Genomic DNA, 24,304 nt, shown 5'->3' on the forward strand with positions numbered 1-24,304 from the left:
TCAGACTGGCCTGCGCCGGGGCTGTCCTGGCAGTAATTGTCTATCGTTGCCTATCAGTGTGTACTGACCACGGGCTGGCACAGCGTGTGGCTGCCTGGGTTTAGGTACGGCAGCAGAATTGGCGCCATGCCTTTGAGCACCTGCACGGGCAGCGCCGAGGTGAACTTGAAGGTTTGTGCCGAACTGCCTGGGACGAAGGCAGTGAGCGTGCCGAAGTGCCGGTCACCGATATAGAACACAAAGGTGGCAGTGCGGTTGATCGCCTTGGAACTGAGTACCCGGCCGCCGGCGCCGATGGCTTCGATACGGTTGTCACCGGTGCCGGTCTTGCCGCCCATGGCCAGCGGTGTGCCGTCGTCCAGCTTGAAACTGCCAGCCACGCGTTTGGCCGTACCGGCATCCACCACTTGGGACAAGGCCCCGCGCAGTGCTCGCGCCACTTCGAGCGGCATCACCCGTTTGCCTTCGGCGGGGTCGTTGATCACTTGGGTTTCATACGGTGTATCAGCGGCAAAGTGCAGACTGTCGATACGCACCACCCGCGCACGCACGCCATCGTTGAGGATGATCCCCATCAATTCCGCGAGCGCCGCCGGGCGATCGCCGGAGCTGCCGATGGCCGTGGCCAGGGAGGGCACCAGATGGTCGAACGGATAGCCCACCGCCTGCCAGCGCTGATGAATATCGAGGAAGGCTTCGACCTCGAGCATGGTCCGGATACGACTGTCGCGGGCGCTCTGATGACGGCTCTTGAACAGCCAGCTGTAGACTTCCTGGCGCTCGAACTGGCTGGCTTTGACCACCTGACTGAAGGTTGCCTCGGGATGATTGAGCAGGTAGCCCATCAGCCACAGGTCCAGAGGGTGCACCTTGGCGATATAGCCCTGGTCGGGCAGGTCATAGTTGCCGGGGCCGTAAGCTTTGTAGAGATTTTGCAGGCGCTCATCGGTGAGTTTCTCATTGGTTTTGATGCCGTTCAGGTGCGCACGCACGAACAGGTCGAAGCTGCCCTGGCTGGCGTTGGGCAACAAGTAACGGTGCACGGCGGCCAGGCGGATCGGCGTGGGGCGCAGGCCGTCGAGAAAGGTGTCGAGGCGGTCCTGGGTGTCTTTCTTCTGGTACTTCTTCCAGAACTTGCGCAGGAACGTCGTACCCTCGCGGTCGGCGAAGTCGGCAAGGTATTCCTGGCGGCGCGGGTCACTGTCGTCCTTGAGCAACTCGGCGCTGTTGTTGGCGCCCGCATAGGTGCTGAAACGCACCAGGTCACGCATCAGGCGAATGAACGGCAGGTTGATCGACTCGCGCAGGGCGTCGCGCAGGGTCGGGCTGCGGCCGTTGTCTTCGTTGCGAAAATTGTGGAAGCGATGCATACCGCCGCCTGTGAAAAAACCTTCGTTGGGGCTGGCCGAGTAAGTGCGGTCGAGGGCGGCGGCGAGCATGTTGGCCAAGGATTTATCCGGTGTCTGGATCAGATAGTCGACGGCCCAGCGGCTGATGCGGTCCTGTTCGGCGATGTCGACTTTCTTCAGTGCGGCGCTCGTTTGGGTGGCGTACTTGTCGTGCAGCTCGGTGATGATTTGCAGGTAGGTGGTCAGCACTCGCAGCTTGGCCGTGGAGCCTAGCTCGAGTTTGCTGCCTTCGTTGATATCGAAGGGCTGGTCGGTATTGTCGGTTTGTACACGTACCCGTGAGCCGTCCGGTGTCAGCTCGAACAGGGTGAAGCTGTAACGTACTTGCGCGGTACTGGTTGGGCTCAGCAGGCGATCGCCGAGCAGGCCGACCTGGCGTGCGTAGTCCGGCTCGGCGAGGCGTTTGAGGTAATCGCTGACCTGGGCCTGCAACGGTGCTTGCAGAGTGCTGGTGGCCGAGAGATCGAGGCGGTCCAGATCGTACAGCGGGCGGTCGAGCAGGGCGGCGAGGCGAGCGCGGGCCATGCTGATGCCTTTGGTCGTCTCGATGGGTTGCATTGTAGGTTGTTGCACCCAGTCGCGATAACTGACCTTGGACGTCAGCGCTGCCTGCAACAGCGCAGGGGCAATCACACCGTTGTGGGCCAGCAGCCGCAGATGGCTGTCGGTGAGTTGGGCCAGCTCTTCCCGACCTTTGGCCAGGTAGTGAGAAGGGCGGCGCTGGGCAATGATCAACGACAACACCTGACGCAGGGCCAGACCTTGCTCGCTATTCACCGGGCCGACCAGCGCCTGGTTGACCTGGTTGAAGTCGGCGCCGTACCACACTCGCAGCCCCTCGGCCAAGCCGTGCACTTCGCCATGGCCGGGCACTGCCGACAGCGGCACGCTGTTGAGGTAGTCACGCAGGATATTCTGCCGCGCTGGTAAGGTTTGTGGCCCATTGCGATAGGCCCGCACGGCGGCAGAAAACATCTGTCGCAGTTTCTCGGTGCCCGACACGGTCAGGCCATCCGGAGAGTGGCGGTATTTTTCCAGCTGCGTGGCCAAGGTGCTGCCGCCAGCACTCTGTCCCGGCAGATGCAGCGCCTTTGCCACTTGCGACCACGCGGCGTTGGCAAAGCGCGGCCAGTCAACGGCAGGGTTGGCCTGGGGTTGACTGGGGTCGAGCAAGTCGCGGTTTTCAATGAACAGCAGGCTGCTGATCACCAGAGGCGGAATGGCGTCGAAGCTCTCATACAACTGTTGCGGGTACTTGTACTGGTAGAGCGGCACGGCTCGGCAATCGGTGATGGACAGCCCGGCCTGGATCTTTTCCGTGTAGGGCACGAACAGGCCCTTGGTGCTGTAGTCCATCAATTGGGGCGAAAAGCGTGCCTGGGCCTCGATTACATAGCCGCGTTTGAGCAAGCGCGGCAGGAAGGTGCCGAGGTCGCTGTAACCCAGGCGCCGGTCGAAAGGGCCGGCACCGGGATAGGCGATGGCATCGCTGGGGCCGGGTTGTACCTGGTAGGTGAGGGTACGGGCCAGGCGGCTGAGTTCCTGGGCCTGCAGGCGTGACGTGCGCATCTCTTTGGTGGCGGCAAACCCCAAGGCCACCAGCGCCATCAGCACGATCAACCAGAACAGCCGCCGTACATAACGGGGCTGGGGTTTATTTTTAGGTAAAGGCGCTGGGTCCGGACTGCCTTGTAGTTTCGCAGCCTTGCTTGATTCGGTTTGCCACAGTGCGCCCATAGTCGATTGACCCCTGCACGCAGATTGATCGGACTTGCCTGAAGCTTAGTCGCGGGTAGCCGGTTGGGGGAAAAATGTGTTCATGGCATCGGATATTTAATGCTGGTCTCCAGTATGTTCAGCCAGGTCGGGTCATTGGCCGGTGCCCAGCGACGGCTCACGCCATCATGGAAAAACACCATCTTGTCCTCCAGGTACCAGACGGTCATTTTTATCTTCAGTTGCCGTATATAGTCCTGCGCCGGACACGTAATGGATGCCCAGGGGTCGCAGATAGACAGGTTCGCCCAGTCGGCACCCTGGAAATCCAGAGTCTGGGTCAAGCCCGAAGGGACCGTACCCACCACCACAAAGGTATGACCCCGGCAGTACCACACGTGAGCGACGCCACCATTGGTTCGGATCATTTCACACGCCACATGGGCCATCTGGTCACAATTGCCCGCACCGGTCTTGAGAATGACCTCGGTGTAGTTCGGGTGGCCGATCTTGCTGTATTCCCACATCACAACGGGTTCAGCTTCTTGCAGTCGCAGGATTTCAGCCGGGGTCGCCCCGACGACGTTGTTTGATCTCAGGCCGGTTCTATCCACCACCGCCTGGGTGCTGACGTTGGCTTGCTCTGCGAGGTATTTATTGAGCGGGCTACCCGTGGCGGAGCTGGGTGGCCAGATGTCCAGTTGCACCGGCCGCGAGACCACATTGATATCCAGGCGCCTTCCCTCGTCCGAGGCGTTAAGCAGCAGTTCCCGCTGCTTGATGACCCTCAGGGTGCTGGCCTTTTTGCGGATATTTTCGATTTTTTTCGGCAAAAACCCGCGCTTGCTCAACTGTCGGTACAGGACTTCGAGGGTCGGCAGTGTGACCAGCGGTTGGTCGGGAATCATCCCGCCGGCTTGCAAGAACTGCATTTTGGTGTCGCAGTAGGCCCTGATCAGCGCTGTATCGTCGCCGCCTTGGCTGAAATCCAATTGATGGAATTGCAAGGTGTCGGCGCCGCTGGGCGTTGCGTTTGTCCGGTAAAAAACACCCACATCGGGCTCGGCCACCCAGTAAGGTGTTGTCGTGTTGGGTAGGGTGATCTCCAGCGCCCGAAGGGTTCTGCGGTCATTGATGAGGTTCACCAGCCCATCGATTTCAACGACTTGGGTTTTACGGGTGAGCAGGTTGTCCAGGTCGTCTTCGGGCAAGCCGAACTGCGGCTCGCTGTCAATGCGCCTGCCGCTGACCTGCTGTTGGTAGATCAACGCTGAAGGTTGGGGGTGAGGGGTCAGCTCGAAGCCGTCGAAGTCCGGGGTGACATCATGCACGTTTCGGTAATAAACCAACTGGCGTTTGTTGCCGCCGATCATCGGCGCCGGCTGGATGCGAATATGGTCGAGCGCCTGGACTCGACGTTTATGAATCGAATCCTTAAAGGCGTACAGCCTTTTGGTGAAACAGATGAGGGGCACCCCCGGGCTGCGCTTTGCTCTGCCGACGGGGCAGACCGAGTCGAAGTGGTCGGTGAGCTTGGCATGGGCCTCTGAGGTGAGTTCGTCCAGCTGGCTGGGGTGTTTATGGGACAAACGCCAGACGCGGCCTTGGTCCAACATGTCGGTCGCGTCGACGCGTTGAATGAGCAAGGGCGCCGTGTCAAAAAAGGGCTCTACAACGAGCACCTTGTAGCCGTCGGCGAAGCTGACCGGTGTGACGGCCATCGTGGTGTCCAGTTGCAAACCTTTCAGCGCGGGACCGTACGGCCTTGCGCTGAAGGGGTCAAAGGCATGCCAGGCGTTGGCGCGCCTGATCGCCAACAGAGGCGTCAGCCCCTCAGGGTGCATCAGAACGCCAGGCCTGACGTCGGCGCGGTTGATCAGCCGGGCGTAATCCATCGGCGTGCCATGGGCCAGACGTTGCTGGGCATGACGCAGTGCGCCCGCCAGTGCCCGCTGGCCTGAGTGGTTTAACCTGGCCAGGCCATAGGCCGTCAGGCGCACCAACGATGGCACCGCCTCCAGTGGGTTGAGCAACTCATTGATAAAGGTGGCGCTGAGTCTGGTCAGTTGCAGCAGTTTCAAGTAGGCCGGTGCGGGCTTGATCAGGCGGCCCCAGCCGCTGGTAATGAAGCCTTTGGTCGGCATGATCAGGCCAAGCATGTCGAAGAAACAGCCCAGTGTGCCATCGAGCACGCGTTTGATTTCCCCGGAGGCGAGGTCATGGCCGCAGGTCCAGAAGGGTATGAAGCCCAGCAGCGCCTCTAACAACTGCTCGCTGTTTTTTTTTCGCTCTTCAAGGGTGGTCAAGCCTTTGGCCTGGGCCACCCAGGTATCGATATCGATGAAAAAGTGGTGATTGACGATGGTGCTCGCCAATGTGAGGTTTCTTGGCGAGTCGAACACCAGCGGACTAGCAATGGCCGGGAGCCCCTCGAAATGCCAGAGTTGATCCACGATAACGGTGCAATACCTTCCAGATGTGGGTGGGGTGCCTTTGAAGTAGGCATCCTCATCAATGGCCAGGCGACTGCCCTCATGCAAATACGCGATCGGTCGTGTGCTGTGGGGGGAACCGGTGGTGACTTTGAGCGGGCGGCCTCCCAGTTCCAGGATGGCGGGAAGGCGGGTGTTTTGTTGCACTTGATTGAGCAGGGGAAACAGTTCGTAGTCATGGACGGTGTTGACTGCCGTACTACGCAGGATGAAGCCGAACCGGCCGGTACGGGCCATTTTCTCTCCGGGCCCTTCCTCGATCTGCGGCTTGCTGGCTGCTTGCCTCACCACGAGCAGTTGTACCGCCCCCTCGTGCAAGCGCTTGCGGTCGGCCAGTGGTAACTGCGACAGCAGGTAACTGATCGCTCGGATAAACGCCTCCTTGAGTCTTTGCGTGTAAGCACCAGCGGCCTCGCTGAACAGCGCGTTGACATCGCGCAACTGGCCAAAGTTTTTTTTCAGCAGGGCGAGGTCGAGTTCGGGGTCGGTTGAGCGCCATTTATCGTCAATGGGTTGCAGGTGGCCGCCCATATGCAGATCCGCCAACGACTGAAGCTTTACGCCCGTGGTCGGTCTGTAGGAGGGGAGCCGAAAGGGGCCTTGTCCTTCTTGCAGGCATTTTTTCTTCAGCCAGCGGTGGTTGGGGAAGACGCGTTTAAGGTCCCTCAAGGCCAGGCTGCGGCGCGTGATGAGCCTGCTGCGCAAGGTTTCGGCTGCGTCGTGCAAAGTCTTTATACGGGCCTTCAGGCGTTCTTTGATGGCGTCGAGTTCATCGGTTCGATAGGTCTGTGCAGGTCGCAGTTCGCCGTGGACGATTGCCCAGTCGATCAGAGTGGCGGTGGCGTAATGCTCGCGCCACAAGCGTTCCTGGTCCGTCGCCGGCTCCTGGATGGCAAGCGCGATGATGTCGCTGAACGCCAGCTGTCGTGTTGACCCGCAGGCGAGCTCTTCTGCCAGCATCACGCCTTGTTTGAACAGCATCCAGGCGTGGGAAGTCATGAAGTACAGCGAATCAGGGATGCCTTGCACCAAAAACTCCGGTGCGACACCCGCCAGCAACAGGTGTGCGGCCAACCCCGTGGTTTGGGGAGTAGCAACACCAGCCGCAATCAGGTGCAGCTCAAGTGAGCGGCGCAGGTCTGCATAACGATGCCCATGGTAATCGCTGTGGTTCAGGTTCAGGCCGGCGAGGGTGTATCGCGCTTGTGCGGCCTGCGGGTCGAGACTGAGGATCAGCGCGGCAAGGACCAATGTGTCTCGACTGGCGTTGCTGGTCGTTTCACCGGGGGCGTGTCCAAACCAGCCCACGGCGCCGAGCAACGAATCGGCCAGCTTCTGCGCACGGGGAGCGGCAAGCAGTTGTTGCAGTTGTTCATCCGGTGGCCCGGGCGGCAGATCGGCAGCCAGCAGGTTGAACAAACCGGAGCTGGGTTGTGGGACAAACGTGGCGCTGATATGGATCACCTTGGCGCGTTGTTCGGTTGAAAGGGTCAGCGCACCCGGTAGTGGCATACCCAGGGCTTCCCAGTAATTGCCCTGCTGGGGGCTAGCGAGCCGGGTGGTTTCGAGGCGTTGTCGATACTGGCGCAAGGCGACGTCGGAATGCGCCAGATCACTCACGGGCGGCACCGTCACCGGTTCGCTGCGCTGCAGTTGTTCCATCAGCTCCCAGGCCGCCTCGCGATTATCCGGCAACGGCAGGTCGTGCAAGCTGAGCAACTGTGCGAGGCTGAATTGGCCGTCCTGATGGACGAACAGGTTCATGGCCGCAGCGCAGGCTTGCAAGCGTTCAAGGCGATCGCCCAGCGGCAGCTGCGACAGTTGTTCATGGCTGATGTCTACCCGTTGACCCCAGGGGCCGGCGCCTCTGATCGAGTGTTGCTGGTGGTCAAATTCGTACAGGCCTTGGGTCAGTGCATCGGGGCGAGTCAAGGCGAGAAACTGCGGATGCTCAGTGATCTCCCCGAGTAACGTTGCGGCGGTCTGCATGGTCACGGCCCAGAACGAGCCGCCAGCCAGCGGGAAACGGCAGCGGTACACACTCAACAGGTTGAATGTGTGTTCGTTCAGGTCGTCTTCGATGATCTGTGCATGCAGTGCATTGGCTGCCGCGTGCAGATCCTGATTCAGTCGCTCGAACGCGTCCGCGAGCGCAGGTTCGGTCCTACCCAGTGCGTCAATCAGCACGCCGCGTTGGGCAAGCGTAGTCGGTTGGGGGTAGCCGTGGAACCGCAGCACCTGACGGGCGCTCAGTGACAGGTTTGCGGCAGGGTAGGCCAGGCCGATGGCATCCGGGTCGATGATCAGGGCGATGGCCCGAATGGGCGGCGCGAGCTGCTGCCAGCCGCTGGCGTCCTCATAGGTGAAGGTGGCACCGTTGGCATACAGAGTGCCGTTGCGCACGTTCACTTCCATCGGGTTGAAACGCCGCTGCCCGGCCCAGGCCACGAAAGAGGGGTGGCCGAGGGCTTGGCGATAGAGCACAAGCCAGCAGCCGAGTGCACAGTGGGTCGGCACCGGGAGTGAGTCTGCGGCAGCGTAGGGTTCGGTCTTGAGGTGTGCAATTAGGGTGTCCAGCATTTGCCGATCGCCGTCCTGACGCTGGGATGGAGTCGGCTGCTCATGCCGGGTGGTCAATTCAGTCATCCATGAAGTCTCGTTGAAGGTAATGACAGAGCGTGCCGGTTGCGGGCGCAGTCTTCACCGGGACCTTTCGCCTTTTTCCATGGTTTGTATCGCTATGGCGTGAAAGCCTTGAGATAGAGCCCCTCGCAGTGACCATTGGGCGATGGTAGGGGCATGACGATGCACCCTGGCTGTGCAATACTCGCCGCCGTTTCGCCCCGTGGCCTTTCACGCGGGATCAGCTAATGCCCCTCCATAAACCGGCTTTTTCCCGCGAGGTACCGCTGAAATTGGCGTGTTTTATAGTGAAAGGCCCTGTGTCGAGGTTTTTATACTGCACGGCCCGCTGATCTTGCCCGGCAAGAAGGGTCCGTCCATGAGGCGGCCCCGGTTTCGACAAGGGCACAGGCTTACCGGCCTGCACCCCGCAAACTCGACGGACAATCCAATAACAAAATGAGGTTGTACCTTTATGCCAGTCGGCAACCCACTGCCCCATGGCGAGACCGCTCAAGGCGGCCCGCTCAAACGCGAACTCGGTGAACGGCATATTCGCCTGATGGCCCTTGGCGCCTGTATCGGTGTCGGCCTGTTCCTTGGTTCGGCCAAGGCCATTGAAATGGCCGGCCCGGCGATCATGCTTTCGTACATCATTGGCGGCCTGGCGATCCTGGTGATCATGCGCGCCCTCGGCGAAATGGCGGTGCACAACCCTGTCGCCGGCTCGTTCAGTCGTTACGCCCAAGACTATCTCGGCCCCTTGGCGGGCTTTCTCACCGGCTGGAACTATTGGTTCCTGTGGCTGGTGACCTGCGTGGCGGAAATCACCGCCGTGGCCGTGTACATGGGCGTCTGGTTCCCCGACACCCCACGCTGGATCTGGGCCCTGGCGGCGTTGATCAGCATGGGCACGATCAACCTGATCGCGGTCAAGGCGTTCGGTGAGTTCGAGTTCTGGTTCGCGCTGATCAAGATCGTCACCATCATTGCCATGGTCATCGGCGGCGTCGGCATCATCGCGTTTGGTTTTGGCAATGACGGCGTGGCGCTGGGCATTTCCAACCTGTGGGCCCACGGCGGCTTTATGCCCAATGGCATCACGGGAGTGTTGATGTCCTTGCAGATGGTGATGTTCGCCTACCTGGGCGTGGAGATGATCGGCCTGACCGCTGGTGAAGCGAAGAACCCGCAGAAGACCATTCCCAGTGCCATCGGCTCGGTGTTCTGGCGCATCCTGCTGTTCTACGTGGGGGCGTTGTTTGTGATCCTGTCGATCTACCCATGGAATGAAATCGGCACCCAGGGCAGCCCATTCGTGATGACCTTCGAGCGTCTGGGTATCAAGACCGCTGCGGGCATCATCAACTTCGTGGTGATCACCGCCGCGCTGTCGTCCTGCAACGGCGGCATCTTCAGCACCGGGCGTATGCTCTACAGCCTGGCGCAGAACGGCCAGGCACCTGCCACCTTCGGCACCACGTCGAGCAACGGCGTACCGCGCAAGGCGTTGCTATTGTCGATCTTCGTACTGTTGCTGGGTGTGCTGCTCAATTACATGGTCCCGGAAAAAGTCTTTGTGTGGGTCACTTCCATTGCCACGTTCGGCGCGATCTGGACCTGGCTGATGATCCTGCTGGCCCAGCTCAAGTTCCGCAAAAGCCTGAGCCCGGCCGAAGCGGCCGGCCTCAAGTACCGCATGTGGTTGTACCCGGTCAGTTCCTACCTGGCGCTTGCGTTCCTGGTGATGGTGGTGGGGCTGATGGCGTACTTTCCCGATACCCGTGTGGCACTGTATGTGGGCCCGGTGTTCCTGATGGTGTTGACCGTGCTGTTCTACGTGTTCAGGTTGCAGCCAAAGACCGTCGCTCAAGGGACGGTGCGTTCCGCGTCCTGATGTGTGTCTTGTGACAAAAAGCTCCACCCCGCTCTACCGCGGGGTGGGGCTTCTGACCGCCGTATTTTCTGCACGATCCTCTATTTGCGGTGAGGCGCCTGCCGCCCCTGGGGCCTGATATCGCGAGCACTGTGCCTGTGTATAACGCGGGGCATCCGGTTCCGTGCGTTATCGCTTTGCTCATATCTATCTATCCCTCCAACAACAATTCATTCCCTAGGCTGGCTGCTTCGACAGCAACCTTTGAAGAGTGACTTCATGCCTGAAAGAAACCCTCTGCTACTGCCCTACGACTTGCCACCGTTCTCTGCCATCAGAGCAGAACACTTGGTTCCCGCCATTGAGCAAATCATCGCTGATAGCCGCAACACCACCGCCACGATCATTGCCAGCCAGTCGTTATTCCCCACGTGGGACGACCTGGTGCAAGTAGTGGAAGAGCTGGAGGCACGCCTGGACGGCTTTCTCAAAATCATTGAGTTGCTTGACTCCGTTCCCCAGGGGCCGACATGGAAGCTGGCATCACATCGCAGTTATGAGCTTGCAAGGCAGTATTGCGCCGAGCTGGCCGCGAACAATGATCTGTACCAGCTTCACCGACAACTTGCCGATAGCCCGCCCGCAGCCCTTTTCAATCAACAGCGCCACAGTGCATTGCATAAAATACTGCGCAAGTACCAGTTGGCGGGTCTTGATCTTTCGCCTGAGAATCAACGACGGCTCAAAACGTTGAACCTGCAAATCGAGGAGTTCAGCCAAGAGTTCCTGCGGCGTGTGAAAGACTCCGGCGACGCATGGCGTAAGCACATTCAAGATAAGGCGATGCTCAGTGGGTTGCCTGGCGCGACCCTGGCACGCATGGAGGCCGCGGCTCGGGACGCAGGCCTGGATGGCTGGTTATTAACCCTTTCCGAGCAGTCCTTTCAGGAGGTGATGAGCTACGCCGACCATCGAGCCTTGCGCCAGGAAATGATGGTGGCTTACTACAGCCGTGCCGTGGGCACCGGTCGCGACGACATTGCCACCGACAATGAACCGGTTCTGACAGTGTTGCTCGACAGCCGTCACCAGAAAGCACAATTGCTCGGCTATGCCAACTTCGCCGAACTGGCGTTGGTGGAGCAAATGGCGCAGACGACCGATGAGGTCACTGCATTTCTTTATCAGCAGATTGATCGGGCACGCACGACATTTGCCCATGAGGCACAACAACTGCAACGCTATGCCGCACAACGTGGGATCAATGCGCTGGAACCCTGGGATTACAACTATTATGCGGAAAAGATTCGCCAGGACGTGGCGGGTGTCTCCCAAGACGCCGTGCGCAAATACTTCCCGTTGGAAACGGTGCTGCAACGCTTGTGCGCGTTCACCAAAACGCTGTTCGGCGTTGAGCTGATTGAACAAACCACCGTCGATACCTGGCACCCGGATGTGCGGGTATTCGAACTCAGGGAGTACGCCGAGCCCATTGGGTATTTGTTCATTGACCCTTATCGCCGTATGGCGGGCGGCGAGATTGGCGCCGCCTCAGGTTTGCGCAATCACCGGATGACCGCCGAGGGGCGTCCACAACGGCCTATAGCCGTGCTGCGCAGCCAGTTGCCGCGACCGACAGCGACCCAGCCTTGCTTGCTGGATCACTTGCAATTGAGGGTCTTATTGCATGAATTCGGCCACTGCCTGCAGCACCTGTTGACCGCCGCCCCCTACCGGGCGATTTCCGGTATGGGCCAATTAGGCCATGATACGACGGAGTTTTTCGGCCAGGTGCTGGAGCAATTCTGCTTTACTGCGTCGTTCCTGGTCTGGCTATCCGGCCATTTCCAGACAGGAGATCCCTTGCCTGACGATATGGCCGCTCAAATGAGCCGATTTGCTCACACCCAGACCAGTCAGGAAACCGCCAGTATTTTGCTCACGGGTCTCGTCGACTTTGAGCTGCACCGTACCTACGGCGACGGGCGTACACCTCATGAGGTTTTCACCCATACCAACAGTGAAATCGGGCATTTGCAGTGGCCTGATGGCACCCGCCCGATCAACAGTTTCGAACAACCGATGGGTAGCTATGGGGCCAAGATGTATTCCTACAAGTGGTCTGGTGTCTTGGCCCGCCAGGCTTTTGAACGGTTTGAGCGTGATGGCCTGTTCAACCCGGAGACCGGGAAAGCCTTCCGGGACGCGTTCATTACTGAGGGCGATACCGGTACGCTGTTGAGCGCACTTGCGCTTTTTCGGGGGGACGGCGTGGGATGTGTCGGGCATTCCACCGGGGCATGAAGCGCTGGTGCATATGTAGCCCCTCGGCTGAAACTTGAAACGCCAGAGTGATCTTCAGCAGCCAATCCGGCACGGAGAGCACTCGATGAGCACTGACACCCCACCGTATTTTTTCAGCGAAACCCAAACAGATCGCACGCAGCTAAGCGAGCGCCAACGCTCACGCAACTTTACCCTCAAGGACCTTGACTGGTTCGACTCGGTCTATCTGGCCACCGATGCTTTGCGGCGGGCGCACAAAGCGCCGATGCACGTCCAAACCCTGCAACTGAATGTGCTTGGTCAACCGGCTATTGAATTGGCGGGTGCATTCGTCATGAGCCCCGCCCCAGAAGGCGGGGTTGTTCTCTATACACCCGCTCGTGGTCTGGAAAAGCTGGAAAGCCATGAAATCCTCAAGACGCAACTGAAGTCGTGGCTCAAAGACTCGTCGCAGCGCCAAGCGTTGCTTGATTACCTTTCCATCTCCCAGCAAGTCACCCTGACGCCTACTGCAACCCTGACGATTACCGAACATACCGTGGCTGGCGCTGTCTTCGAAGCACAACATGCGACCCTCTCCAATAACCTGCTCGAAAATGCTCGTTTGATGCGCGAGGAGCTGCTCAAGCTGCCCAGTTTCACTTCTCTGCTGGATGAATACATTTCCTCCAAGTTGGCGCAGTCTTTTACGGGGGGCGATCAGCGCCAAATCCAAGTGCAGAGTTATGTCATCGACGCATCCAGCGAATCAGGCAATTCTGATTCGCCAACGTCCCGACACACAACCACCCGCTCCTTGAGCGAAACTGTCCTCAGGTATTTTGTCGCCAATGGCTGGCCTGTGGGTGAAACCCGGCGCTACCACAACCCCCAGCAGCCTACTCAGGAAGCTGATGATCAGTTGCGTTGGGACGTATCAGTCCAGGGATTGGCCCAGGGCTTGAAAGCATATATGAAGCAACAGCCCAAGACATTTTGGACGCTGCCGGCCGCCGCTGGGTTCTCACGGCTACAACTTTTTACCAACGCCATGGCCAATGCCTTTTTCACGGTGGCGCTGGAGCAACAACAGCAAACTACGATTACGGTTGAGCAGCGTCTGCAACTACAGGCCTTGCCGCTCAAGGCTGCGCTGCCTGCGACAACGCTTGCTCCTGCGATCGATGTTGAAAAGGCACTGCTGAGTGAGCCCGAACAGACCCCCGCCGAGCTGGCAGGCACACTTATCATCAGTAGTAACAAAAGCGACAATGGCTCGCCCTGGCTGCTCTATACCCCCCTCCAGGGCCTGCGATCGTTTACCGATCTGAGCGCCCTGAAAACCCACCTTCTCGATAGTCTCAACCCCCGGCAGCATGCCGATGCCTGGAGAAAGCATCTGTCCAGGCCGGAACGCTATAACGAAGTCGACCTGCTGGCCTGCGAAGTCACCAAAGGCCCCATCACCGGGGTTATTTTCCAACGCATCATGGAGGGCATCATTGAAAAACAAGGTCGCAACCTTGAATACGCCCTCGATCAGTATCGCCTGAGCCAGGGCACGATGGACCTCGATGCCCTGGTTGATCATGTGCTGGATGTACGTGGAATGATTGATCCAACATTACTGACCTTCGAACCCATGGGGCGTTGGAGTACCCAGTTGACAGAGACCTGGACGGCGACGGTGACTGAACCCAGGATTCCACCAACGCTTGCTGCAATGCGCACAACGGTGCATTTACTCGAAAACGTCACTGCCGAAATCGAACAACACCTATCGTTTCGCCCCTCGCTGGAGCGTTCCGTTATCACCTATCTCAATACCAAACTGTACGCTATCAAGCAGCAAGAGTTGCAGGCCGCGTGCCTCTCGGTACGCCAATACAGCAACCCTTCAAATGGCACTGACAAACCTCAACTGCTCTCATCGAGCAGTATGGTCGACTATTTTCTGGCGCGCTTATGTGGCGAAGTGGGTCCACTCATCGATCCGCTTAACACTCACGTCTATTCAACCCCTCCTGGCAAACCCGCCACCAAGGTCTCAGGTATGGACGCCGCTACGTTCAATACGCTGATCAACAGTGCAGTCGGTGGGTTTAAACAGTACCTGCGTAGAACCCACAGCGTGTCCCCCAACATGCAGCCCTTGCTGAGAAAGGCAATGGAGATGGGCTTGACAGGGGAAGTGCAAGTCAGGCTTTGGAACAACGCTTTATTGCCCCTCGACTACGAAGTGCTTTTGACCGTGTTAGGTATTTACGCCAGAGACTTACGCCCTGGTGTCAATGGGTTCCGCCCTGATGCGTTTTCTTTGCAGGTCGTACCGACTGGGCAGAATACCCCGCTGGTACTCAATAACTGTTTCGTGCTGACCGAGCGCGGCGGGCTTGATCTTCGATATTCGGGCCGCACGCTGCTGTGGACGCCCGCGTTGGGCCTGGAAAGCTTCTGCTCATTGAAGGACTTCAAAGCAGAGATGGATCGACGCCTGGCAATCCCGAACGAGCGACAGGCTTTCCTGGCGAACCTGGCGCCACCGGACTGGGAGGCACAACCGAGCTATGCATTCAGTTCCCTTGAACTGATCGAAGACAACCTCGTTGAGCACTTGCAACGAACCTACGCTCAACAAAAAGACCGTGAACTGGCGCAAATCCTGTCCATGCAGCTATCGGTCGATCAGTTGCGTAAGCTCTGGCAGGTTCAAGCCACACAAAGCCTGGCGCCCACCAACGTGCAGCGTGCCAAGGACATGGTCCAGGCCATGATCCAGCAACAGGGTTTGCAATGGTTGGGCAAAGCCCATGCTGTGGATCAACAGCTGTACGTCGAATTGCTGGAGCAGTATCGAAACAACGTCACCGACCATCAGGATTACCTGCACGGGGTCGACTCACTGGCTCAGTTCACGCTCAAGAAACTCAGCACGTTACTCAAGGACCTTGACGTTCAGGACAGCGTCACACCTGATGAAGTCGAAGTCGGGCTACCGGCGCAGGGCAGTACACCTGCCCGCAACCAGTCGCTGCTGGACTATGCCTTGAGTCATCAGTCGTACTGGAAGGATGAGGTGCCCCTCTTCGCCAGCACCGGTACAACGCCGTTGCCATCCACCCTGGATGCGCAGACGCTGAAAACGCGGATACAGGCGTTGAACATCAACGTGGCTTACCAAACATACATCAAGTCCTTCCTGGGCCCTGCCAGCCCGGGCTTCGAGCAACGCTATACGCGATTCGCCAAGCAACTGCCGTGGCAATTGATGCAATACGCTCACGGCATGAGGTTGCAAGACCAGCTTTCACCAACGGCCTTCGGGCTCATTCAACAGATCATGGATATGCCCGATGCGATCGCCCGTGCGACAGTAGTGAATGCCAACGCCATGATCCGCCCTCTGGAACTGCTGGTGGATGACGGGAAGAAAACCATCAAGATTCCCGGGGCTTATTTGATCGGCTCCGCCTCCGGTGACGAGGGGCCTCAAATCCTTTATGCCCCCTATAGTCCAGGCTACACCCTCAAGGAATATACCGTTGAGGCCGCACTCCGTGCTGAGTTGACAGCCGCCGGCGCCTTACAGCGATGGGTTCGGCTGGGGGTCCCGGCTGTTGACCAAGCGGCACTGACAAGCGCACTGGAGCAACCCCTGGCCAGCACCACCCTGCAGCTGGCAAGCAACCCCATCAACACGCCGCTGTTCAAACAGCTGTTCACCGACAATGTCGAGCTGCTGACAACGCTGTTGGGCTGCCAAAAAGCCGCTGATGCAGGCACTGCCTGGGATACGGCCAAGGCCGTGTTCTCTGAGGGCGTGCAGGCGGCCACTGTATTTTTTGCCGGCAAACTGGCCTACCCCCTGGTGGTCTGGCAGAGCTATAAACTGTTCAAGGCTTCTGCCGAGGAGCTGCAAAGCCACCAATGGCATGAGGCACTGGGTCATTTCATCGGAGGTGTCGCCGCGCTGGCCGGTTTGAGCGATTCCATGCCTCCCGTATCAGAGGGCGGCATGCCCCCGGCACCCGAGCCAATCCCGCCGCCTTCCACACCTGCGACCTCTGTGGTGTCCTGGCCCGCGCTGGACATTACCGCTGCTTCCCGCACCCGGCTCCAGCGTTTCGAAGTCCTTGAGCCGAGCTTGGCCAGCCTGATCAAAGACACCTCACTCAACCTTTATCGATCGACCTCCAACCATTACTACGCGGCGGTGGCAGGGAAGGTGTTCGAAGTCATCAAGCATGGCCAGGGTTGGCGCATCATCGGTGATGGCGAAGTCGGTCCTGAGGTACAGCGCAACCCTCGACAACAGTGGATGCTCAGTAGCGCTGGCCCAGTGCTGACGGGGCGACGGACAATTGCGCGATTGCTTAATCGCTTCTACTCCGAGCCATTTGCGCGCTCGAGTATGAATGTATTGGCCAGCGGGATGCGCGAGATACGAGCGCTTTACGCTCGGGAATCCTGGCTTATCATCGATGCACTTGCCTTGGCGACGTTTTATGCAAAGAACGCCCAGGAAAATTTGCGCCTGATCACACAAACTCCCCTTGCTGCCCCTGAGCTGGTCAAACAGATCAAAACGTTTTTCGGCTTGCAGACGCTCGAGGTCGAACACCTTGAAAAAATTCAGGAGATCGTCGATACGGTCTGCACTGCGTTGATGGAGCCCTCACTGACCTCCTCGGACTCAACGCGATTTGTCATTGGCCGATCGCGGTTGCCGGCTCCTCAGGGTGGACACACGTTGATGGCCTTTACGATTGTCCCCGACCCCCTTCAACTGGTGTACTTGACCGAGACGTTTTTCAACCCGGGTCTGAAATACAGTCATTTGTTGACCAAGCCGTTCTATGTCAGCGCCCACGCCCGTGCGACCACCCTCATTCACGAAGTCACTCATCATGTCTGTGCGACGTTGGACTTGGCTTACGTGCATTCAGGCCATCCGTTTGATGACCTGATTGATCCGCAAACCCCTGAGGGCAGTAACACAAAAGCAGCCCTGGAAAAGCGCCATATTTCAAGACTGTCGCTCAATACTCCGACCCATGAGTTGTTCCAGGTTGTCGATGTTGCAACCGGCCTCAAATCAGACCCTGCCCAGGGCACGTCAACACAGCATGTGCTCGACAGGCTGCTCAGCGTCACAGGCACCCAGACCCTCGTCGATGCCCGGCGAGTTTTCCGTACCGATCCGCTTAAACGCATCCTTACGGTGCTTAACAACGCCGACTCCGTCGCCTACCTGATTGCACAATTGGGGCGTCGAAAAGAGAAACCTGTTGGCTTATGACTACAACGTCAGATCATCGCCCGGGCCGTTTGCTCCTGCGCAGCGAGGCGGGCATTAACTATTTGGCTTGTCTCGCTTCAAGGGGCGTGGCGTCTGGTTGAGGTGTTTGTTGAACTCCATCCAGGCCGCGAGGGCTGACATCAGCACCACACCGAGCAAGGCGGTGAGTAGTTGCATGAACACGGCGTCATCCGCCTGGGCATTGAGCATGTCCGCCAGTGGCGCCAGCACCACGCCCAGGCAGAACACTTCCAGGGAATAACGGCCCATCTGGCAAATCCGTTCAGCCAGACGGTTTTGCGTCCATTGCGGGTTTGGTAACAGCTTGGCGGTGACATAGGCCAGCGCCAGAAAGTGCACGAGCCGCACCGGTGACAGGTTGGTCTTGCTGATGGGGTACAGCAGGTTGCTGAGCGTGGTGGGCATCACCGCATCATGGATTTCAGGCCAGAGCCACGACAGCGTGATCACGCCGGCTACCACCACATACAGCGCCGCCGCGACGAACAGCGGCTGGCGCTGTAAGGGGCGTGTCTCGGGCGCGCTGGGCCGCTGGCTGTAAATCGCCGCGGCGCCCCCCAGCACAAACAGCAATTGCCAGGTAACAGGGTTGAAATACCACACGCCATCGGCAATGGCGCGCAGGTTCCAGCCCATCCACGGCGCCATCAGGTATACCACCAGCGAGACACTCACCACGGCCCAGGGCGCGCGCACCATCAGCGGCAGCACCACGGACAAACCAGCCAGCAAGACGATGTACAACGGCAACGGATCCATCAGGTTGGGCTTGAAGCGCAACAGCAGTTCGTCGGTCAGTGCCTGTTGCGGGTGGGTGACGAAGTGCGTCAGGCCCATCTCCGCCACCAGGTCGCGGGTTTCTACATGGTTGTTGGCGAAGAACACGATACCCATCAGCATGGCCAGCAGGAAAATATGCACCACATACAACACCCAGGTGCGGCGCAGGATTTTCAGGCAGGCCATCCAATAACCTTCTCGCTGCATGACCTTGCCGTAGGCCAGCACCGAGGCGAACCCGGCGAGAAACACGAAGACCTCCGCCGCGTCGCTGAAGCCGAAGTTGCGCAGAGTGATCAGGCCAAGAGGGTTGTGGGGGACGTGATCCCAGAAAATGAAGATCAACGCCAGGCCCCGAAAAAAATCGATGCGCGGGTCGCGTCCGTTCAGCATGGCAGCGGGCTCTTGAACAAGTAGTTGAATGACGATAGGTGAGCGCGCGCGTTGTCGTACGCGGCACGTCGAGCGGGCGCAGGTTGGCGGTATTTGTAAGCAATTGCAAAGGTTGGATATTACTGAATGTCTCAGTTGTAGATAAGGGCACCTGTCAACCTTGACAGTAGACGCAAAAGGCGCGCCGTGGCTTGCTAACACGCAACCGCAAAGGACGACGGTATGGCCCGGCTATGGAAAGGTTTCACTCGTTACACAGTGATCGGTGTCGCCAATACGGTGATCCATTGGCAGTTGTTTTTTATGCTGCGGGCAGGGTTTGAGTTCAGCCAGGCGCTGAGCAATCTTCTGGCATTCTGTGTGGCGGCATCCTTCTCGTTTTATGTGAATGCCTTGTTCACCTTTGACATGCCGGTTTCCCTGGGCCGCTACCTGCTGTTCATGACGTGCATGGGAGTGCTAAGCCTGGGGGTAGGTTGGTTGGGTGATCATCTGCACATGCCAGGGCTTATCACTGTGCTGGTGTTTTCACTGGTCAGCTTGCTGTGCGGTTTTCTGCTGTCACGGTGGGTGGTGTTTCGCGAGCGTGGCCAATGAAGATCTCGTTGGTGGTACCGGTGTTCAACGAGGAACAGACGGTGGCCGATTTCTACCGTGCGGTTCGGCAAGAACCGTCGTTGCAGGCCCACACCGTTGAAATCGTATTTATCAACGATGGCAGCACCGACGGTACTGCCGAAGCCGCCGAGACGCTGGCGTTGGTTGATCACGACGTGATGCTGATCAACTTCTCACGCAATTTCGGTAAGGAAGCTGCCTTGTTCGCCGGGCTGGAATACGCCACGGGCGACGCGGTGGTACCGATGGATGTGGACCTGCAGGACCCGGTGGACGTCGTCCCACGGCTGATCGCCGAGTGGCAGCGGGGCGCCGATATGGTGCTGGCCAAACGGCGCGACCGCTCCAGCGACGGTTACCTCAAGCGTAACGCCGCGTCGCTGTTCTACCGTTTGCTCAACCTTATCGCCTATACCCATATCGAAGAAAACGTCGGTGACTTCCGGTTGATGGACCGCAAGGTCGTGGACGTGATCAAGGCGCTGCCGGAACAGCAACTGTTCATGAAAGGCGTGCTGTCGTGGGCGGGGTTCACGGTGGCCATCGTTGAATACGATCGTGCTCCCAGAGCTGCGGGGCAGAGCAAGTTCAACGGCTGGAAACTGTGGAACCTGGCGCTGGACGGGATTACCTCGTTCAGTACCTTGCCGTTGCGGTTGTGGAGTTATATCGGCGGCGCAATTTCGTTATTGGCGTTGGTGTATGCCGGGTTTTTGATTGTGGACAAGGTGTTGTTTGGCAATGACGTGCCGGGGTATCCGTCGTTGATGACTGCGATTTTGTTTTTGGGCGGGGTGCAACTGATTGGGATTGGGATATTGGGGGAATATATAGGGCGGATTTATATAGAGGCGAAGCATCGGCCGCGGTATGTGGTCAAAAATACCGTGCGCAGTTTGAACTTTCAGGATGCGTCAGTGCAACGGGAAAGGAACCATGAAATCCGCTAGTGCGAGTGTGCAATATGTAGGCAATATAACGTACAGGGCATTGCTTCTGTTTACGGTTCTGTGTGTCGCTGGGTTGGTTCGGTTTTATCATCTTACGGACGCCTCTATTTGGTCAGATGAAGGGTTTAGCTTGATTTTGGCTACATGCTCGTTGTCGGATATTTGGTTGTTGAGCGGATTTGACGTTCATCCGCCACTTTATCATTTGATCTTGCATGGATGGATCATGTTGGTGGGGGGGGATGAGTTGGTCTGGACGCGTGGTCTAAGTGCTTCATTAGGGGTCTTGAATGTAGCGTTGGGGATCTGGTTGGTGCGCTTGGTTTCTAATGGGCGAGCCGCAATTGTTGCCGGTTTGTTATTAGCACTTTTGCCAATAGCTGTACGTTATAGTCAGGACGTCCGGATGTATAGTCTGTTGGGCGTGGAGCTGACGAGTGCCACGCTGGCCTTGGTTTACTGGGTGCGTAATCCAGAGCGAGCACGTTATTTGATTGTTTATGTATTGGCCGTAGTGGCCGCATTTTATACTCATTATTTTTCCATATTTTGTGTCGGGTCCCACTGGTTATATCTCCTTCTAGTACGCTGCCGTATTTTTGGAGGACAGCGCTACGTTTTTCGCCTCGATTGGTGGATGGCGAATATAGCGATCGTATTGCTTTACATGCCGTGGGTACCCTCATTAACGAAACATATCGCCAAGGGAACGCTGGGCTGGATTCAACCGGTGACGGTTTATAGTCTGCCGTCTGCGTTCTGGCGATTTATCACCCTGAATGATGGGTTGACGTATAGTTCATTAGTTTATTGGTTGTTGCCGATAATCATAGTTTTTTTGGGGGGAGTGGTCGTGCGAGGGGATAGCAGTCATCATAAATTTGGTCTATTGATGGTGCTATGTCTGTTTTCGACCTTGTTGGGGGCAATTGGAATATCTTTGTGGACGCCACTATTTGTTGAGCGCTACCTGTTTTTTGCTGCGCTGATGTTGCCGATGGTTATCGCTATTGCTCTAGTGGGAATAAAAAATAAATTAGTCTTTTCTGTGGTTTTAGGGATGTGTGTTTGTTTGGAAATTGCAGGGTTGAGGAATAATTATAATGGTTTTCATACGATGAATAACCCCTCGCGTGTGGCGGATAATAGGGTGGCTGAACTAATGGCGGATTTTAATAGTGGTGTCGCCGCTGGTGACATCTTAGTCGCAAGCGATGTCTACCTGTTTTATGCCGCTGAATATTATAGCGGGAAGTCAGTAACGGTACTGTTTTACACGCCACCGCTCAAGGAAGGTCGCTCAGGCCGTCCTGGCTTTAATGATTTTCACGCGCCCTTAATGAAGTTTAGTGATGAAATTTATCTCGATAACCTGCAAACATTGAAGAGCGCGCAACGAGTATGGTGGTTGGCTTTTGACCATGCATTTGAATCAGATGCAGCTCGTATTCCTGCAGATTGGCGCCTCCTCTGGAGTAAGGCTGCCGGAGATAATGTGCTTGCGCTCTATGTGATTTGTAGTGGCGAGCAAGCACAGTCCCAAGAGCGCTGTCGGTGAGTGATGAGAGGGTAAGGAAACAACCTGTGGGCATATTCAGTTTGGCACCGCCGGTGGGACTGATTGGCCTCGGATAGGCAACTGACGCGTATCGCTCACCTCAAAATTCGCCTGGTTGGCAGTAGTCGAATCCGGCCCGACGAAGACGGTAAAACCGCCAGCTTCGACCTTCGGTGAAAAATGCTCGTCGAGCAAGGCAAAGTCCTGTTGGCCCAGGGAGAAACTGACGCTGCGACTTTCGCCCGGTGCCAAATGAATTTTGCGAAAACCCCGTAGTCGGCGCACTGGGCGGGTGACGCTGGCAACGTCATCGCGCAGGTATAACTGGACGATTTCATCGCCTGCCCGTTTGCCGGTGTTGGTGACGGTGACCTCAACCCCCAGCGTTTGTGTGGACGCCAGTCGAGTGTGACTAAGGCGAGGGGAGGAGTAGCTGAACGAGGTGTAGCTCAGGCCGAAGCCAAATGGATAGAGCGGTGTCCAGGGCACATCGATATAGGCGGATGCGTAACTGCCATCACCGCTGGGTGGGCGGCCTGTATTTTTATGCGCGTAGTAAATGGGTATCTGCCCCACATGGCGAGGGAAGGTCATTGGCAGCTTGCCGCTGGGGTTGACGTCACCAAACAGCACATCGGCCACGGCATTTCCGGTTTCGCTGCCCAAAAACCAGGTTTCGAGCAATGCATGGGCTTGTTGCACTGAAGCATCGAGCACTAGGGGGCGGCCGTTCATGAGGACGATGACCAAGGGTTTCCCTGTCTCCAGTAATGAGTTTAGTAGCGCATTTTGCCCGCCCGGTAGACCGAGTTCGGCGCGGCTATGGGCTTCGCCGCTCTGTTCTGCGGTTTCTCCGAGTACGGCGATTATCAGGTCGCTGTCACGCGCGATTGTTTCGACCCGCGTGATGTCCTGGAGGTGCGGGCTGACGGGCGAAGCGCCGGGCAGGTAAGTAATCTCGGTGCCAGGGGCTACCGCATTGCGCAGGCCTTGCAAGACCGTGACGGAGTCTTCGGGGTTGGCAGCCCCGGCCCAAGGGCCGATGGTGGCGCTGGCGTCCGAAGCGAGGCTGCCGACCACCAGGACCTTGCCCGGTTGTTTGGAGAGCGGCAGCAGCGCGTCGTTGTTTTTTAGTAAGACGATAGATTTCTGTGCCGATTCTCGAGCCAGGGCACGGTGCTGTGGCGTTAGCTGGCTGGCCTGCTCGCGGGCTTCGTCGCTGTACCGGTAGGGATCATCGAACAGTCCCAGACGCTGCTTGGCTTTGAGGACGCGACGCACAGCGTCATCCAGGTTTTTACGCGACACCTGGCCGTTGCGCACCAGTGTCGGCAGGTGCAGGCGATAGGATTGACTGGCCATCTCGATATCCACCCCGGCATTGAACGCCAGTCGTGCGGTGTCGGCTGGCGTGCCGGCGATACCTTGTGGCCCCAGTTCCCAGACAGCATTGAAATCACTGACCAGCAAGCCGGCGAACCCCCACTGCTTGCGCAACAGACCGGTCAGCAGGGCGGTATGGCTGTGCATGGGAACGCCGGCCAGCTCGTTGAACGACGGCATGATTGCATCGACGCCGGCCGCGACGGCTGCCTGGAAGGGAGGCAAGTAAACCTCTCTCAGTGTCCGCTCCGACAGATCGGCGACGTTGTAGTCTCGACCGCCTTCGGCAGCCCCGTAGGCGACAAAGTGTTTTGCCGTAGCGAGCATGGATGAGATGTCAGGTGCACCTGCACCCTGGAACCCGTGCACAAGTGCGGCGGCCAATGCAGAGCCAAGGAACGGATCTTCGCCAGCACCTTCCACCACGCGGCCCCAACGCGGGTCACGGCTAATATCGACCATGGGCGCAAAGGTCCAATGCACGCCACTGGCGGTGGCCTCAACGGCCGCCACGCGAGCGGTTCGTTGGGCCAAGTCCGGGTCCCAGGCTGAGGCTAGCGCCAGGGGGACCGGGAACACTGTACGAAAACCGTGCACGACGTCATAAGCGAATAACAAGGGGATATGCAGCCGGGAACCGTTAACCACCTGCTCCTGCAACTGACGGGTAGCTTGCGCGCTGCTGGCCCCCAGTACCGAGCCCACGAGGGCCACTGGCATCTGCGTCTGTTCGCCTTGATCAATGACGGGGCCGGTAGGCGTGCTCTGGATACTGAGTTGGCTGAGCTGGCCGATTTTTTCTTCAAGGCTCATTTTCGCTAGTAGGTCCTCGACCGGATCATTCTGGGCTACGGCCACTAGCGGGAGGGAGACGAGTAGTAATGAGGCTAAACTTAAAGGCATGGTTGCGCCGTCCATGGGC

The 24,304-nt window shown here is 58.0% G+C and carries 10 protein-coding genes; 6 read left to right on the forward strand and 4 right to left on the reverse strand.

Features of this window, described 5'->3' with window-relative positions; all coding sequences use genetic code 11:
• Positions 1-53: 53 nt before the first annotated feature.
• Together E3O56_RS08370 and E3O56_RS08375 are read right to left on the reverse strand one after the other, a co-directional pair.
• Positions 54-3,146 carry a transglycosylase domain-containing protein gene (locus tag E3O56_RS08370; protein ID WP_248128086.1) on the reverse strand — a complete coding sequence of 1,031 codons (3,093 nt, stop codon included), beginning with the start codon at positions 3,144-3,146 and terminating at the stop codon, positions 54-56.
• An 80-nt stretch (positions 3,147-3,226) separates the two neighbouring features.
• Complete coding sequence (locus E3O56_RS08375) at positions 3,227-8,263, reverse strand: hypothetical protein (protein WP_248128087.1); 5,037 nt, start codon at positions 8,261-8,263, stop codon at positions 3,227-3,229.
• 451 nt (positions 8,264-8,714) lie between these two features.
• Here E3O56_RS08375 and E3O56_RS08380 point away from each other — a divergent pair, with 451 nt between their 5' ends.
• The 3 genes from E3O56_RS08380 to E3O56_RS08390 all read left to right on the forward strand — a co-directional run bounded on the left by E3O56_RS08380 (position 8,715) and on the right by E3O56_RS08390 (position 17,679).
• Complete coding sequence (locus E3O56_RS08380) at positions 8,715-10,136, forward strand: amino acid permease (protein ID WP_248128088.1); 1,422 nt, start codon at positions 8,715-8,717, stop codon at positions 10,134-10,136.
• A gap of 258 nt (positions 10,137-10,394) precedes the next feature.
• On the forward strand, positions 10,395-12,419 hold the full coding sequence (locus tag E3O56_RS08385) for a M3 family metallopeptidase (protein ID WP_248128089.1): 2,025 nt from the start codon (positions 10,395-10,397) through the stop codon (positions 12,417-12,419).
• 85 nt (positions 12,420-12,504) lie between these two features.
• Complete coding sequence (locus tag E3O56_RS08390; RefSeq protein WP_248128090.1) at positions 12,505-17,679, forward strand: DUF6543 domain-containing protein; 5,175 nt, start codon at positions 12,505-12,507, stop codon at positions 17,677-17,679.
• 54 nt (positions 17,680-17,733) lie between these two features.
• On the opposite strand, the gene E3O56_RS08395 is transcribed toward E3O56_RS08390, so the two are convergent.
• Positions 17,734-18,873 (reverse strand): OpgC domain-containing protein, encoded by a 1,140-nt coding sequence (locus E3O56_RS08395; RefSeq protein ID WP_148853368.1) that lies wholly within the window; start codon positions 18,871-18,873, stop codon positions 17,734-17,736.
• 222 nt (positions 18,874-19,095) lie between these two features.
• Here E3O56_RS08395 and E3O56_RS08400 point away from each other — a divergent pair, with 222 nt between their 5' ends.
• The 3 genes from E3O56_RS08400 to E3O56_RS08410 are packed head-to-tail and all read left to right on the forward strand — an operon-like array spanning position 19,096 to position 21,999.
• Complete coding sequence (locus tag E3O56_RS08400) at positions 19,096-19,470, forward strand: GtrA family protein (RefSeq protein ID WP_103733397.1); 375 nt, start codon at positions 19,096-19,098, stop codon at positions 19,468-19,470.
• Positions 19,467-20,441 carry a glycosyltransferase family 2 protein gene (locus tag E3O56_RS08405; protein WP_248128091.1) on the forward strand — a complete coding sequence of 325 codons (975 nt, stop codon included), beginning with the start codon at positions 19,467-19,469 and terminating at the stop codon, positions 20,439-20,441. Before E3O56_RS08400 ends, E3O56_RS08405 begins: the two co-directional genes overlap by 4 nt.
• Entirely contained in the window at positions 20,428-21,999 is a 1,572-nt protein-coding gene (locus E3O56_RS08410; RefSeq protein ID WP_248128092.1) for a glycosyltransferase family 39 protein, read from the forward strand. Before E3O56_RS08405 ends, E3O56_RS08410 begins: the two co-directional genes overlap by 14 nt.
• Positions 22,000-22,035: 36 nt before the next feature.
• On the opposite strand, the gene E3O56_RS08415 is transcribed toward E3O56_RS08410, so the two are convergent.
• Positions 22,036-24,300 carry a glycoside hydrolase family 3 N-terminal domain-containing protein gene (locus E3O56_RS08415; protein ID WP_323134843.1) on the reverse strand — a complete coding sequence of 755 codons (2,265 nt, stop codon included), beginning with the start codon at positions 24,298-24,300 and terminating at the stop codon, positions 22,036-22,038.
• Between the last annotated feature and the right edge of the window lie 4 nt (positions 24,301-24,304).

This window comes from Pseudomonas sp. W2Aug9 (genome assembly GCF_023127755.1).
In the GTDB taxonomy this organism is placed as follows: Bacteria; Pseudomonadota; Gammaproteobacteria; order Pseudomonadales; family Pseudomonadaceae; genus Aquipseudomonas; species Aquipseudomonas synxantha_A.

Coding starts and splice junctions, on each gene's coding strand:
- E3O56_RS08395 (WP_148853368.1), bottom strand. CDS start 18,873: ATGCTGAACGGACGCGACCCGCGCATCGATTTTTTTCGGGGCCTGGCG.
- E3O56_RS08415 (WP_323134843.1), bottom strand. CDS start 24,300: ATGGACGGCGCAACCATGCCTTTAAGTTTAGCCTCATTACTACTCGTC.
- E3O56_RS08400 (WP_103733397.1), top strand. CDS start 19,096: ATGGCCCGGCTATGGAAAGGTTTCACTCGTTACACAGTGATCGGTGTC.
- E3O56_RS08385 (WP_248128089.1), top strand. CDS start 10,395: ATGCCTGAAAGAAACCCTCTGCTACTGCCCTACGACTTGCCACCGTTC.
- E3O56_RS08370 (WP_248128086.1), bottom strand. CDS start 3,146: ATGGGCGCACTGTGGCAAACCGAATCAAGCAAGGCTGCGAAACTACAA.
- E3O56_RS08375 (WP_248128087.1), bottom strand. CDS start 8,263: ATGACTGAATTGACCACCCGGCATGAGCAGCCGACTCCATCCCAGCGT.
- E3O56_RS08380 (WP_248128088.1), top strand. CDS start 8,715: ATGCCAGTCGGCAACCCACTGCCCCATGGCGAGACCGCTCAAGGCGGC.
- E3O56_RS08410 (WP_248128092.1), top strand. CDS start 20,428: ATGAAATCCGCTAGTGCGAGTGTGCAATATGTAGGCAATATAACGTAC.
- E3O56_RS08390 (WP_248128090.1), top strand. CDS start 12,505: ATGAGCACTGACACCCCACCGTATTTTTTCAGCGAAACCCAAACAGAT.
- E3O56_RS08405 (WP_248128091.1), top strand. CDS start 19,467: ATGAAGATCTCGTTGGTGGTACCGGTGTTCAACGAGGAACAGACGGTG.